Source organism: Staphylococcus sp. HMSC14C01 (assembly GCF_001808085.1).
In the GTDB taxonomy this organism is placed as follows: Bacteria; Bacillota; Bacilli; order Staphylococcales; family Staphylococcaceae; genus Staphylococcus; species Staphylococcus hominis.
The window spans coordinates 164783-180065 of the sequence record NZ_KV792048.1; the positions used below are offsets into that span (position 1 = coordinate 164783).

At 30.7% G+C, this 15283-nt stretch carries 10 protein-coding genes and 1 pseudogene; 8 read left to right on the plus strand and 3 right to left on the minus strand.

The features are described 5' to 3' along the window. Positions 1 to 7 precede the first annotated feature (7 nt). The 8 genes from smc (at position 8) to rplS (ending at position 8874) form a co-directional block, all read left to right on the plus strand. On the plus strand, positions 8 to 3577 hold the full coding sequence (gene smc, locus HMPREF3131_RS09085) for a chromosome segregation protein SMC (protein WP_017174583.1): 3570 nt from the start codon (positions 8 to 10) through the stop codon (positions 3575 to 3577). Further along, positions 3574 to 4803, plus strand: a complete 1230-nt coding sequence (gene ftsY / locus HMPREF3131_RS09090; RefSeq protein WP_017174584.1) for a signal recognition particle-docking protein FtsY — start codon at positions 3574 to 3576, stop codon at positions 4801 to 4803. Before smc ends, ftsY begins: the two co-directional genes overlap by 4 nt. Then, a complete protein-coding gene (locus tag HMPREF3131_RS09095) occupies positions 4790 to 5122 on the plus strand; it encodes a putative DNA-binding protein (protein ID WP_017174585.1) in 333 nt (110 codons plus the stop codon). The genes ftsY and HMPREF3131_RS09095 overlap by 14 nt, the downstream gene beginning before the upstream one ends. A 20-nt stretch (positions 5123 to 5142) precedes the next feature. After that, the gene (ffh, locus tag HMPREF3131_RS09100; RefSeq protein ID WP_002448737.1) at positions 5143 to 6513 is read left to right on the plus strand and encodes a signal recognition particle protein; all 1371 of its coding nucleotides are present in this window, start codon (positions 5143 to 5145) and stop codon (positions 6511 to 6513) included. Positions 6514 to 6774: 261 nt separating this feature from the next. After that, positions 6775 to 7050, plus strand: coding sequence for a 30S ribosomal protein S16 (gene rpsP, locus HMPREF3131_RS09105; RefSeq protein ID WP_002448807.1), 276 nt, complete (start codon positions 6775 to 6777; stop codon positions 7048 to 7050). Between the two features lie 131 nt (positions 7051 to 7181). Beyond that, entirely contained in the window at positions 7182 to 7682 is a 501-nt protein-coding gene (rimM, locus tag HMPREF3131_RS09110; protein WP_017174586.1) for a ribosome maturation factor RimM, read from the plus strand. Next, positions 7682 to 8419 carry a tRNA (guanosine(37)-N1)-methyltransferase TrmD gene (gene trmD, locus HMPREF3131_RS09115; protein WP_017174587.1) on the plus strand — a complete coding sequence of 246 codons (738 nt, stop codon included), beginning with the start codon at positions 7682 to 7684 and terminating at the stop codon, positions 8417 to 8419. The genes rimM and trmD overlap by 1 nt, the downstream gene beginning before the upstream one ends. Before the next feature lie 104 nt (positions 8420 to 8523). Next, a complete protein-coding gene (gene rplS / locus HMPREF3131_RS09120; RefSeq protein WP_002448843.1) occupies positions 8524 to 8874 on the plus strand; it encodes a 50S ribosomal protein L19 in 351 nt (116 codons plus the stop codon). 74 nt (positions 8875 to 8948) lie between these two features. Here the strand turns inward: rplS and HMPREF3131_RS09130 are convergent. From HMPREF3131_RS09130 to HMPREF3131_RS09140, 3 genes and pseudogenes are all read right to left on the minus strand, one after another. Next, positions 8949 to 9422, minus strand: a pseudogene (locus tag HMPREF3131_RS09130) (transposase); the annotation flags it as partial. A gap of 390 nt (positions 9423 to 9812) precedes the next feature. Then, positions 9813 to 12437: a YfhO family protein gene (locus tag HMPREF3131_RS09135; RefSeq protein WP_049379254.1), complete on the minus strand. Its 2625-nt coding sequence runs from the start codon at positions 12435 to 12437 to the stop codon at positions 9813 to 9815. Beyond that, positions 12427 to 15033 carry a YfhO family protein gene (locus tag HMPREF3131_RS09140; RefSeq protein ID WP_048682491.1) on the minus strand — a complete coding sequence of 869 codons (2607 nt, stop codon included), beginning with the start codon at positions 15031 to 15033 and terminating at the stop codon, positions 12427 to 12429. The genes HMPREF3131_RS09135 and HMPREF3131_RS09140 overlap by 11 nt, the downstream gene beginning before the upstream one ends. Between the last annotated feature and the right edge of the window lie 250 nt (positions 15034 to 15283).

A 15283-nucleotide genomic window follows, 5' to 3' on the forward strand; every position in this document is an offset into this window, starting at 1 on the left:
GAAGAGTATGGTTTATTTGAAATCTATAGATACCGTTGGCTTTAAGTCATTTGCAGATCGTACGAATGTACAGTTCGATAAAGGCGTGACAGCAATTGTTGGTCCAAATGGTAGTGGGAAAAGTAATATTACTGATGCGATTAAATGGGTTTTAGGAGAACAATCTGCTAAGTCGCTTCGTGGCTCTAAAATGGAAGATATTATTTTCTCAGGGGCAGAACATCGTCAAGCACAAAATTATGCAGAAGTACAATTAAAATTAGATAATTCTACAAGAGAGTTGCAGATTGAGGCTGATGATGTGATTGTAACACGTCGTCTTTATCGTAGTGGAGAAAGCGAATATTATTTAAATAATGATAGGGCACGTCTACGCGATATTACAGAGTTATTTTTAGATTCTGGTTTAGGAAAAGAAGCGTTTAGTATTATTTCACAAGGTAGAGTAGATGAAATTTTAAATGCTAAACCTGTTGACCGACGTCAAATCATAGAAGAATCAGCGGGTGTTTTAAAGTATAAAAAAAGAAAAACGGAATCTTTACAAAAGCTAGGTCATACAGAAGATAATCTATCTCGAGTAGAGGATATTTTATATGATTTAGAAGGGCGTGTTGAACCTCTAAAAGCAGAAGCATCTATTGCTAAAGAATACTTACAATTATCAAAAGAGATGGAGCATAGTGATGTTGTCGTAACTGTACACGATATTAATCAATATGATGAAGAGAATCGTCAACTCGATGAACGATTGAATCATCTAAAAAGCCAACAAGCTGAAAAAGAAGGTCAACAAGCTCAATTAAATCAATATTTACAAAAACAAAAAACGCAACGTCAAAAACTTGAAAGAGATACCGACCACACTAATATAGATTTAATTACTACAACTGAGGAATATGAAAAATTTATTGGAAAATTAAATGTACTTGAAGAGCGAAAAAGAAATCAATCAGAAACGAATGCACGATTTGAAGAAGAATTAGATAATTTACAGTATGAATTAAAGAATGTTCAAGATGAAAGAGAACTTTCTGTAGAACAAGTATCTAAACTTAAAAAACAGCATCAATCGCTTAATAAAGAGATTAAACAGTTAGAATCAAAACTTAATCTTACAGATGCACAACATGATGAAAAATTAGAAACTATTAAAAATGAATATTATGAATTAATGTCCGAGCAATCTGAAGTGAATAATGATATTCGTTTTTTAGAACGTACTATTCAAGAAAATGAAACCAAAAAAACACGTCTCGATGCAAGATTAATAGAAGTATTTGATCAACTTAAACATATTCAAAATGACATACATCAAACAGAACAAGCGCATACTACTACATCACAAAAAATGAACATAACAGAGAAAGACATGCGTGATGTTGAAGATCGTTTATCTGAAGCAAAACGTATAGAAGCGACATATGAAGATAAGTTATATCAAGCATATCGATATACTGATAAAATGCGCGTGCGTATGGAAAGTTTAGAAACACAAGCAGAAGACTATTCCTACTTTTTTAATGGAGTAAAACATATATTAAAAGCAAAAGAGAATACTTTAAGTGGTATTCATGGTGCAGTAGCTGAAGTCATCAAGGTACCATCAAAATTGACACAAGCGATTGAAACAGCGTTAGGAGCCTCATTACAACACATTATTGTAAATAATGAAAAAGATGGTCGCCAAGCGATAAAATTTTTAAAACAACGAGGATTAGGAAGAGCAACATTTTTACCACTAAATGTAATTAGAGCAAGAAGTTTATCTCATCATATTCAAAATATAGCTCGAAATTTTGATGGTTTTATTAATATTGCATCGGAAGCGGTTGAAGTTAATCAAACGTATCAAGCTGTGATAGATAATTTGATGGGTACTACAATTATAGTGGAGAATCTTAAAATTGCGAATGAACTTGCAAGAGCGATTCAATATAAAGCACGAATCGTTACCTTAGAAGGAGATATCGTTAATCCAGGAGGAGCAATGACAGGTGGCGGAATGCGTCAATCAAAAAGTATTTTAGCTCAAAAAGATGAATTGGCAACAATGAAAATACAATTAAACGACTACGAAGAGAAAACAAAAGAATTCGAACAACAATTGCAAAAGCAAAAAGAGAAAGTTGAGACATTAAGTAATAAGTATGTAGAGTTAAGCCAACAATATCATCAATTAAAAGATACCGCTCACGAAGAAACATTGACTTTAGATCGATTGAAAAAACAAGAAACACATATAAAAAGTGAACATGAAGAATTTGAATTTGAGAAAAATGATGGCTATCAAAGTGAAAAAAGTCGTCACACATTAAAGCAACAACAATTGCGTTTATCTGAAATTCAAGAGCAACTAAAACAACTTGAAAATGACATAGAGGTATATTCAAAACTCTCTAAAGAAGGTAAAGAAAATGTATCGCAAGTTGAAAAAGAATTAAATCAAAAACGTTCTGATGTTGCAGTCGTTAAAGAAAAAATAAGTCATCAAATTATGTCATTGGAAAGAATAGATAAGCAACTTGCACAAATTAACCAACAAATCATTGCAACTAAAGAGAAAATAGAATTATTTAATTCTGACGATATGATGGGCGAAAAAGCATTTCAACAACTTCAATCAAGTATCCAAGATAAAGCGTCTCAACGTGATAAATTAAAACAAAAACTTGATACTTTAAAAGAACAGAAAGATTCTATAAATGAAGATATTGAAATTCATGAGTACAAACTCGAACAATGCCATCAAGATTTATTATCTATTGAAAGTTTTTATCAAGATATTAAGGCCCAACAGTCTAAATTAGATGTTCTTATTAATCACGCAATGAATCATTTAAATGAAACGTATCATCTTACACTTGAACGTGCGAGAGAAACTTATCAATCAGATGTTTCAATAGAAACATTAAGAAAAAAAGTAAAATTAACTAAGATGTCAATTGAAGAATTAGGTTCAGTTAATGTTAATGCTATTGAACAATTTGAAGAATTAAATGAACGTTATACATTTTTGAATGAACAGAGAAATGATTTAAGAGAAGCAAAACAGACTTTAGAACAAATCATTAATGAAATGGATCAAGAAGTAAAAGATCGTTTCAAAGCTACATTTTTTGAAGTACAAGATTATTTCACAACTGTCTTTCAATCACTTTTTGGTGGTGGTCATGCCAAGTTAGAGCTTACGGATGATGATTACTTGTCTGCAGGAGTAGATATTATTGTTCAACCACCAGGTAAAAAATTACAAAATCTTTCTTTATTAAGTGGTGGCGAACGCGCATTAAGTGCTATTGCATTACTGTTTGCTATTTTAAAAGTAAGATCAGCACCATTTGTTATACTAGACGAAGTGGAAGCAGCTTTGGATGAAGCTAATGTTATTCGTTACGCACAGTTTTTAAATGATTTATCGGAAAAAACACAGTTTATTGTCATTACGCATAGAAAAGGTACCATGGAGTATTCGGATCGTTTATATGGTGTTACAATGCAAGAGTCAGGCGTTTCAAAATTAGTAAGTGTAAATTTAAATACAATAGATGAGGTTATGAAGGAGGAAAATGCATGAGTTTTTTCAAACGACTAAAAGATAAATTTTCTACAAAGTCGACTGAAGATATTGAAAAGGAATTAACGGAAGATGAGGAATTAGATCAACCATCAACAAAAGACAATGAACAAGAAAATGAAGAACCTGCACCAAAAAAGAAAAAACCACGTAAATTAAGCGAAGCTGACTTTGACGAAGATGGGTTAATTTCAATTGAAGATTTTGAAGAAATTGAAGCTCAAAAAATGGGAGCGAAATTTAAAGCAGGTTTAGAAAAATCAAGAGAAAACTTCCAGGAGCAATTAAATAACTTGATTGCACGTTATAGAACTGTAGATGAAGATTTCTTCGAAGCTTTAGAAGAAATGTTGATTACTGCGGATGTAGGTTTCAATACGGTTATGCAATTAACGGATGAATTACGTACAGAAGCACAACGTCGTAATATCAAAGAAACTGAAGGTTTAAGAGAAGTTATCGTTGAAAAAATTGTAGAAATTTATCACCAAGAAGATGATCATTCAGAAGCAATGAATATCGAAGATGGCCGATTAAATGTCATTTTAATGGTTGGGGTCAATGGTGTAGGTAAAACTACAACGATTGGTAAATTGGCACATCGTTATAAAATGGAAGGTAAAAAAGTTATGTTGGCTGCTGGTGATACTTTCAGAGCAGGTGCAATTGAACAATTACAAGTTTGGGGCGATCGTGTAGGCGTAGAGGTAATCAGACAAAGCGAAGGTTCTGATCCTGCAGCAGTGGTTTATGATGCAATCAATGCGGCTAAGAATAAAGATGTAGATATATTAATTTGTGATACAGCAGGTCGTTTACAAAATAAATCAAACTTAATGCAAGAATTGGACAAAATGAAACGAGTCATTAGTCGTGCTGTTCCAGATGCACCACATGAAGCATTATTATGTTTAGACGCAACCACTGGTCAAAATGCACTATCACAAGCACGTTCATTCAAAGAAGTAACCAACGTTTCAGGGATTGTGCTCACTAAATTAGATGGCACAGCAAAAGGTGGTATTGTACTTGCTATTCGAAACGAATTGCATATTCCAGTAAAATACGTTGGTTTAGGTGAAAAACTAGATGATTTACAACCATTTAATCCTGAAAGTTATGTATATGGATTGTTTGCTGATATGATTGAGCAAAATGATAATATCCCTGATGAAATGCAAAGCTTAACAGATAATAATGAGGAACACCAAAATGGGGAAAAATGATTTAGTTAAAACGTTAAGAATGAATTATCTATTTGATTTTTACCATTCTTTGCTTACTGAAAAACAAAAGAATTATCTTGAGTTATTTTATCTAAATGATTACTCATTAAGTGAAATTGCTGAAACGTTTAAAGTGAGTAGACAAGCGGTTTATGATAATATAAGAAGAACTGGCGATTTAGTAGAAGACTATGAAACTAAATTAAAGTTATATGAGAAATTTGAACAACGTCAAATGATTTATAACGAAATGAAACAATCTATTCATGATACTAAAAAACTGGAACATTTAATCCAAAAATTAGAAGAACTAGAATAATTTATAAGGAGGTTGTTAATATGGCATTTGAAGGATTATCCGATCGTTTACAAGCCACGATGCAAAAAATTCGCGGTAAAGGTAAAGTAACAGAAGCGGATATTAAAACAATGATGCGTGAAGTTAGATTAGCATTGTTAGAAGCCGATGTTAACTTCAAGGTAGTCAAAGACTTCGTTAAAACAGTTTCCGAACGTGCTTTGGGATCAGACGTTATGCAGTCTTTAACACCTGGACAACAAGTTATAAAAATAGTACAAGATGAATTAACACAATTAATGGGTGGAGAAAATACATCTATTAAAATGGCTAATAAGCCACCCACAGTTGTAATGATGGTTGGTTTACAAGGGGCAGGTAAAACAACTACCGCTGGTAAATTGGCATTGTTAATGCGTAAAAAATATAATAAAAAGCCAATGTTAGTAGCAGCCGACATATATCGTCCAGCTGCGATTAATCAATTACAAACAGTAGGTAAACAACTTGATGTACCTGTTTATAGTGAAGGTGATCAAGTTAAACCACAACAAATTGTAGATAACGCATTAAGATATGCTAAAGAAGAACATTTGGACTTTGTAATTATCGATACTGCGGGACGTTTACACATTGATGAAACATTAATGAATGAATTAGCTGATGTTAAAGAAATCTCAAAACCAGATGAAATTATGCTTGTTGTAGATGCAATGACAGGACAAGATGCTGTGAACGTTGCGCAATCATTTGATGAGCAATTGGATGTCACTGGTGTGACTTTAACTAAATTAGACGGAGATACTCGTGGTGGTGCGGCACTTTCTATTCGTGCAGTAACACATAAACCAATTAAATTTGTTGGTATGAGTGAAAAAATGGATGGTTTAGAATTATTCCATCCAGAGCGTATGGCATCTCGTATACTAGGTATGGGTGACGTATTAAGTCTTATTGAAAAAGCGCAACAAGATGTGGACCAAGAAAAAGCTAAAGATTTAGAAAAGAAAATGCGTGAGTCTTCATTTACATTAGATGACTTCTTAGAACAATTGGATCAAGTGAAGAATTTAGGACCACTGGATGATATTATGAAAATGATTCCAGGTATGAATAAAATGAAAGGTTTAGATAAGCTAAATATGAGCGATAAACAAATTGACCATATTAAAGCTATTATTCAATCAATGACACCTAATGAAAGACAAGATCCAGCAATTTTAAATGTTTCAAGAAAGAAACGTATAGCAAAAGGCTCAGGCCGTTCATTGCAGGAAGTGAATCGTTTAATGAAACAATTTAATGATATGAAAAAAATGATGAAACAATTTACGGGTAATGGTCGTAAAGGTAAAAAAGGTAAACGTAGCCAAATGGAAAATATGTTAAAAGGCATGAATTTACCATTCTAAAAAGTAATGAAAGCGGAATAACATCCTAAGTGTTATTCCGCTTTTTCATAAATAAGTAAAGGAATGCATGTACATTGGCACATGCATAACCAAAATGAATAAAGGTAAGCTCTAGTTAAAGCTAGTACATAATCAAATCTACAATTTATTTCATAAATCTAGATTTGGTAAAGAAAAAAGTCTTTACAAAGTTGGAGGTTCCTGTTATTATTATTTCTTGTAGAAAATAAAAATTAAAAGATTTAAAGGAGAGTTTTATAAATGGCAGTTAAAATTCGCTTAACTCGTTTAGGTTCAAAAAGAAATCCATTCTATCGTATCGTTGTAGCTGATGCGCGTTCACCACGTGATGGTCGTATCATCGAACAAATCGGTACTTACAATCCAGCAAGTGTAAATGCACCAGAAGTTAAAATCGATGAAGAATTAGCTTTAAAATGGTTAAAAGACGGTGCAAAACCAACTGATACTGTTCACAATATCTTATCAAAACAAGGTATTTTAAAAACATTTGATGAACAAAAACGTTCAAAATAATTGATAATAATATCAATATCATATAATAACAGGTCTGTGGCATAAGGTATGTCACAGGCTTTTATTATATTCTCACTTTATAAGAAACATGTTAATATGTATAAATAAACGACTATGTAAGGAGGATAAGGATGCAAGTAGAAGTAGGACAAATTGTAAATACACATGGGATTAAAGGAGAAGTAAAAGTAAAATCTAATTCTGATTTTACTGATACACGTTTTCAACCTGGAGAAGTCCTTATCGTGAATCACCACCATAATGAAATAGAAATGACTATTACATCATATCGTATACATAAAGGATTTCACATGCTTAAATTTGAAGGTATTAATAATATTAATGACGTCGAACAATATAAAGGCGACTACTTATTCCAAGAACGTGATCATGAGGATATTGAATTGAATGAAAACGAATTTTACTATTCTGATATTATTGGGTGTACGGTTTTTAATAATGATACACCAATTGGAAGAGTCATTAATATTTTTGAAACAGGTGCCAATGATGTATGGGTTGTTAAAGGTGACAAAGAATACCTTATTCCATATATAGCAGATGTCGTTAAAGAAGTAGATGTTGAACATAAAACAATTCGTATTACGCCAATGGAAGGATTATTAGAATAATGAAAATAGATTACCTAACATTATTTCCAGAAATGTTCGACGGCGTTCTAAATCATTCGATTTTGAAGCGTGCGCAAGATAAAAATATTATTGAAGTTAATACTGTAAACTTTAGAGATTACGCTGAAAATAAACATAATCAAGTGGATGATTATCCGTATGGTGGCGGTCAAGGAATGGTTTTAAAACCAGAACCAGTGTTTAATGCAATGAAAGATTTAAAACGTACTGATAAAACGCGTGTCATTCTCATGTGTCCTCAAGGACGACCATTCTCTCAAGCAATTGCTGAAGAATTGAGTGAAGCGGAACATATTGTATTTATTTGTGGACACTACGAAGGATATGACGAAAGAATTAGAGAAAATTTAGTAACCGATGAAATTTCAATGGGGGATTATGTATTGACTGGCGGAGAATTACCAGCTATGACTATGACTGATGCTATCGTTAGATTAATTCCTGGAGTACTTGGTAATGAACAATCCCATCAAGATGATTCTTTCTCCGATGGTTTACTTGAATTCCCACAATATACACGTCCAAGAGAATATAAAGGTATGACTGTACCTGACGTATTGTTATCTGGAAATCATGCAAATATAGAAAAATGGCGACATGAACAAAAATTAATACGTACTTTGCATAAACGTCCGGACTTACTAGAAAAGTATCAATTAAGTGATAAGGATAAAGAATTTTTAGAAAGCTATAAAAACCAATTGAAAAACAATTAGGAGTATGCTAATATATATCAAGTGTGAAAAGACACTAAAAATCACTATGATCCGCTGCTATATGAATGTCTAGGCAAGAACATAGGTTGAAGGAGAGTATAAAAATGAGTAATCATAAGTTAATCGAAGCAGTTACAAAATCACAATTACGCACAGACTTACCAACTTTCCGTACTGGTGACACTTTACGTGTACACGTACGTATCGTCGAAGGTTCACGTGAACGTATCCAAGTTTTCGAAGGTGTTGTAATTAAACGCCGCGGTGGAGGAATTTCTGAAACTTTCACAGTTCGTAAAATTTCTTCAGGTGTAGGTGTGGAACGTACATTCCCATTACACACTCCAAAAATCGAAAAAATCGAAGTTAAACGTCGCGGTAAAGTACGTCGTGCTAAATTATACTACTTACGTAGTTTACGTGGTAAAGCTGCAAGAATTCAAGAAATTCGCTAATCAGTATATAGAAAACTATACTAAAAAATGGGTAAGTTAATACGCATTTAAAAAAGAGTCTTGGATATAAAGTTTCAAGATAAGTAAAAAAAGACAATTTCTATTGAAATAATATAGAAATTGTCTTTTTTATAATTTTTTTGATTATTTTCAGCTCGTCGAGCTGTTACTTTTCTTAAATTAAGTGTCATTAGCTCAAATCCTAGTTATCTTTTGTCTTTATTTATCCCTCGAACGGCCATTCGAGTGGAACTCAAAATAGCCTTTATAAATCTAAAAACAGACGCCACATCAATTTTTCTTTGACTATAGATGGTTTTTGTTTTTGAAAGCTTTTTATTAATTTGCGCTTTAAAATATTCCCAATTATAATTCTTCATTACTTTTTTATTTGTTTTTGAATTGAAGTTCATACATGGGTGTTTCAGAGGACATTCTGAATCATCATCACATTCATATAATTTAAAATCTCGTTTAAAGCCATATTTATCATGGTGATAGGTATATTTTTTAAATACTAGTCTTTTATTGTTCGGACAAATAAATTCAGTCTTAGTATTTGTTTCTACAATATCATTTACATGTCGTGAAATATCATGTATGGGAATGAGAACTGAAATTACCATTGGTAGAGTAAGATGAATCATATTATAATCTTTATACATAAGACATCTCGTTGATTTAGTTTAGTGATGTTTATTAAATTGTACGAATATGCCTTATTTTCTTAAGTATTTCAATGTAAAATTATATATAAATACAAAGTATTTTGGCAAGACTCTTGAGAGAACAGAACAAGCTGAAGACTGCAGGCTGAAGCTATTCCCTAAAAAAGCGAGCCAACAATACGCAGTATTGTAAATAAAGAAGCCAGTAAATGAATTTATAATAAACTCATTTACTGGCTATTTTGCTAGTAATTATGACTCAGGCTCTTTTTATTTTAATTGATTTTTTCGTTTTAAATATCTGCTAAATATTATACTGCTTATTATTCCGATAACGCTCAAAATTAATAGTATATAAAAATGTGGTGGTGTATAAGATAATTCAATATGAGTATCATTTTTCTTGACTGGAATAGCTGTCATAATACCGTTAGCTTGTTTTACATCTACATCGTGTCCATTAACACGTGCATGCATACCATTAGCATAGGCGATTGGTACCACTAAGTATCCAGAAGTTCCTTTAGGTTTAGTGAATGTATAGCCACTTCTAAATTGTGAAATAGTCACAGGTTTAAGTGATTTAGAAGCTTGTTTCAATGTATGATAATCTTCTCCATAGATACCTTTAATAGATAATCGATAATGTCCTTTAGTAAGACGAATCTTTAATTGATCCGAAGCTTTTACTCTCATTGTTACAGGCGTTACAAAACGTCGATATTTATAACTTAGCATATTACGATTTTGAGCATATTCATTTACTCCTATAGAATGCTCAATATCGGGAGCTAACAATTCTACATCCATTTCGACATACATATCTTTATATTGATTAGCTAACGTTTTAGGTAATGTTAATGTGATACCACCATTATTTTTTTCTACGTTTAAATGAGTTTTATCTTTCCAAGTAGCATTATTTGTAGATTGATATGCTTTACTTAATAGGTTTTTATTTTGAGTGAAAGAAGTATTCGCTTTTATTGAATCATCATCTAATACTACACCTTGTAGCATCGCTTGCTCACGATCTAATGGCGATTTGAGATCATGTTTATTAAAAATCTTATTAGTAATATGCGTGGCTGGATAATTAATAGTATTTTCTGAATGAATTAATTTATCTGAACCATTATTGATAGTATCTACCTTTTTAAAACCATAAGGCATATTCAGATCATTAGGATGTCGGAATCGATCTTGAACATCCCACATGGCTTCTAAATTTGCTCGATTCCCTAAGTATCGATATGTACTATTTTTATCAACAGGCATATTAATTTGCATTTCTTTATCATAGTATTTTAATATGTCACCATCAAAAATACTTGAGTAAAGTGAAATGCCATTATAATGGTAAATAAATGGTGAATTGAGTGCATAGGCTGACATGTAATCGATACGATGGAAAGGATTTTTATTATCTTTTTGTTTCTTAATATTATTAATTTTTTTAGCAAGTTTATGATTATAATAACTTGAATCTGTTAATGTTTTCGTAGTCGTTGCATATGGATCAATAGTACGGGCTCGTGAATCGTGTGTCATTATAATTTGTTGTACAAAGAATAGTAATACAATAGCTATTAGTATATAAGGTTGATATAACCATTGTTTTTTCCATACTACAAAGATTAAAACGATGATTAAAAATAATGGTACAATCATCCAATTGACATAAGCACTTGCAAATATATAGTGATATAAACCAAATATAAATACCGGAATTGCTACAAGTAAATATTGTTTTAATGTAAGTTCAGATAAATATTGAATATATAATGCAATTAAGATACTAGTTGAAATAGATAAAAAGTATACCCATCGACGTTGTGGTAATGAAAAGCCATTAAATGCACTATCAAAGTATTGTGATAACGATCCAATAAGTAAAAACCAAGTGATGATAGCAAAAATTTTATAATAGTAGTGACGATATAACTTAAACGTAAATAAAGCCATTAATGCAATAATCGAAACTGTGATATAAAAACCATCAGAAAAAATATGATATTTACTTTGTGTTAAATCTGTAAACAATGTAATATTAAAGTCATCATTTTGGGCTCTATCATTGTTTAGGAATGAAGATACACCTGTATAGAATCCTAAAATACTAGATAAAAGCGCAAGTATTGCACCAATAACGAGTAAATAAAATTTTTCCCATCTTGATACGATATCACAACGATATTTAAAAATGACTCTTAATATGAAATAAATCCCTAATACAATAGCTTGGTAGTAACTGAAATAAAAATTAGAAAATAAGGTCAGAGCAACTGAAAAGATAAATAGCCCTATTCTTCTTTTTTGGAAGAAACGTTCCATTCCCCATAAAGATAAAGGTAATAAAATCAATAAGTCTCCATAAAATGACCATGTATAGTTATAGTAAAGCACAAGAGTGGATGCACCATATAAAATAGTAGCGATAAGCAATGGCGCTGTTTTCAACTTTAACCATTTTAAATAGTAAAATACAACAATAATTGTAATAATCGTTCTAGCGTAAGCGATTATTAATTGGTTAGTTGCCCAAAAGGCGATATGACTCGTTTGCCAATGAAATAAAAAATGACTTACCCAGATTATAAAAAAATTAATCCACATTATGGGAGATAAAGAATAATAATAGGCCAACCCCTTAATGTAATCTCCGCCTAATCCAAAAGATTGATCATAGGCTCCTTTGAACTTACTGTAATGTTCATATAAGTACATTTGAAATGGCATCATTTGTCTAAAACCATCTCCAGAACCACTAAATACAAATCCTTCTTTGAAATAATCTCGAATAAATGGATAATAAATTGCTAAAGAAATGATATTAGCAATTATAAATATAGATAAAAAGGTCAATAATCGATTGGACCGAATTTTATTGATCAATGTTTTTCCTCAACTTTCTCTTTTTGGTATTCACAAATCTAACAAATACAACACTTATTACTATACTGATGAGTGAGATTAAAATCATAGTATTCCAATACGGTGGTTGATATTTAATAATTATTTTTTTAGCAGATGAATTAACAGGAACGCCTGTCATCATGTAATTAACTTTCATAGGTTTAATACGGTGTCCATCAACATACGCTTGCATCCCTTCTCTATAAGGAATATTAATTGAAGCAATCCCTTTATCATGTTTAGCTAAGTTGACTTCAACGCCGTTTTTAATATCTTTATATTTGTTATTAAAATCAGCTTTTTTATGCATTTGTTTTAACATTTTATAGTTTTCACCATTTAATTGTTGAAGGTTTAAATAAAATGTTCCTTTAGGAGATAAAGTGATATTAATGTTTCCCTTATTATCAGGTTGTGTTCGATAAAGTTGAGTATCAATACCAGTACGATAAGTAGAATTGTTAAATAATCGGTGATTTGCATAATTATTTACAGAGACTGTGTAATTACTATCAGGATTACCACGCTTTATTTTCATCGTAACGTAAAAATCATCATACTTTTGGCGTAATGATTGAGGTAAGTGTATCGTTAATGTTCCACCTTTATCTCCAATTACTTTATAGACATTACCATTTAAATGTTTTAAATTTTTATAACTCAATGATGATTGATTTAATAAATTAGGAGCTTTAGCTTTATAACTTGTGCCTTCATTGTTTAAAATCACACCTTTTAACATTGCATGTTCTCTATCAATTGCAGTCGTCAATTTTTTACTATTGTATATAGAATCAGTTACTTTAACAGATGGTAAGTTAAGTGTATTTTCATAAATACCATATTGTCCGCTTGATTTTATTTTTTTGAAGTAGGAAGGTAAGTTATTTTGATAATTTTTTAGCATCATATAACGCACTGAAAATAGACTCGCGATATTTTGTCGTCCATTCGTTGATTGATATCTACTCAATGACTCCTCAGCTAAATTAATTTTTAAAGCATCGTAATAATAATCGAGTATATTATGATGAAAAATACTTGAATATAAACTTAACCCTTTAAAATGTTGATACATCGGTGTATTATCTTGCTCGTTGACTCTCCAATCGATACGTTCATCTTCATGCTTATTTTGATTCATTTCTTGAACAAGTGCACGTTGTAAGTCGGAACTATATAAACTGGAATTAATATAAAACGTATTTCCACGATCAGTGTGATCTTTATAGTAAATTTGATTTTTAATAAATACTATAGAGACCAAGATACTTAATAATATAATTGAAACACTATATAAATAACTTAATTTAAAACGATATGTACGATCTTTAATGATAAGAACCATCAATCCAATCAAAGATACAATAGGGACTAATATGAACCATGCTAAAAATTTATGATATATCATAGCACTTATAAATATAACTAATTCTGCAATAATATTACTTATTAGATAAGATTTTGTAGTTAGTGTTTTGAAATATTTTAAAAATAATCCGATTAATAGTGTGGAATTAAAAGCTAAAATAAAATGCCAACGCTTTTGAGGCGCTGAAAAACCATTAAATACTTGGTCGATGAAAGGTATAAAACTAAATATAATAAATACAAAGGTAAGGATAGCAAATAAACGATAATAATAATGTTTATATAATTTAAAACTTAAAAGAGCTTGAATGGTAATAAATAATAATACAATTAAATAATTATCAAAGAAAATATTTGTATTAATATCTAATTTTTCAAATGTATCAACTGCTCCAGAAAAAGGTACACGACGGTTATTTAAAAAGCTTTGAGCACCATGAAAAAAGATAAATAAACTATTACCTAAACCTAACAGGGCACTAATGATTAAAGTTAAAAATGCTTTACTTCTTGAGAGAATATCTTTTGGATGTCTAAATATTATACGAATCAGTATATAACCCGCACCTATTAAACAAAGATAGTATGCAAAATAAAAGTTATTAATTAGTATTAAAGAAACAGTAACAATGAATAGTCCAAACTTCTGTTTTTGTAAGACTCTTTCAATAGAGAGTAATAATAACGGCATCCAAACAAACACATCACTAAAGAAGGGCCAATACACTGTAAAGCGATAATATAAGGGTGACATAACAAATAAAAACGCTACAACTAAGCTTAACCATTTGTTATTTGAAATGTATTTACTATATAAATAAGTGCAATACATGGCAATCATTGCTTTAATCATGGACATAATCAGTGCATTAATCATCCAAAATAATACATTATGCGTATGTAAAGGAATAAAAATTTTAATAAGTGCAATAAATACTACATTTATTATAAATAAAATATTTGTGGAGAAGTAGTAACTAAGATCTGTAAAGAAATCGCCACCTAATCCAAAATCAGTGGAATAAAACAAATTGCCACTACTCCATTTATCAAATAAATACATTTGAATTGGAACCATTTGTTCCATTCCATCATTTGGACCTGTAAATAAAATGCCATCGTGAATAAAACGATAAATGACATAACTATGTCCTATGATGGACAGTGCTATAAAAAGTCCTAGATAAGTAAAGAATTTTTTCATATTAAACCTCTATAGTTAGAATGTACTATTCATAATTAAAAAATGACTACATACTAAATTGTAGAGTATTAAACTTCTTAATAAAAGTATTTATATGTTTTATAAAAAATTAGAAATTTGTTTTTAATATTAGCGATTTAATGAATATGAAATAGCATGTTAAAATATAATAGAATTGATAATAGTAGTGAAGATTTTAAATATTGATTATAATCGAACAGTTGAAATAAATTTAATGAAAGTAGGGTGA

Coding starts and splice junctions, on each gene's coding strand:
- smc (WP_017174583.1), top strand. CDS start 8: ATGGTTTATTTGAAATCTATAGATACCGTTGGCTTTAAGTCATTTGCA.
- ftsY (WP_017174584.1), top strand. CDS start 3,574: ATGAGTTTTTTCAAACGACTAAAAGATAAATTTTCTACAAAGTCGACT.
- HMPREF3131_RS09095 (WP_017174585.1), top strand. CDS start 4,790: ATGGGGAAAAATGATTTAGTTAAAACGTTAAGAATGAATTATCTATTT.
- ffh (WP_002448737.1), top strand. CDS start 5,143: ATGGCATTTGAAGGATTATCCGATCGTTTACAAGCCACGATGCAAAAA.
- rpsP (WP_002448807.1), top strand. CDS start 6,775: ATGGCAGTTAAAATTCGCTTAACTCGTTTAGGTTCAAAAAGAAATCCA.
- rimM (WP_017174586.1), top strand. CDS start 7,182: ATGCAAGTAGAAGTAGGACAAATTGTAAATACACATGGGATTAAAGGA.
- trmD (WP_017174587.1), top strand. CDS start 7,682: ATGAAAATAGATTACCTAACATTATTTCCAGAAATGTTCGACGGCGTT.
- rplS (WP_002448843.1), top strand. CDS start 8,524: ATGAGTAATCATAAGTTAATCGAAGCAGTTACAAAATCACAATTACGC.
- HMPREF3131_RS09140 (WP_048682491.1), bottom strand. CDS start 15,033: ATGAAAAAATTCTTTACTTATCTAGGACTTTTTATAGCACTGTCCATC.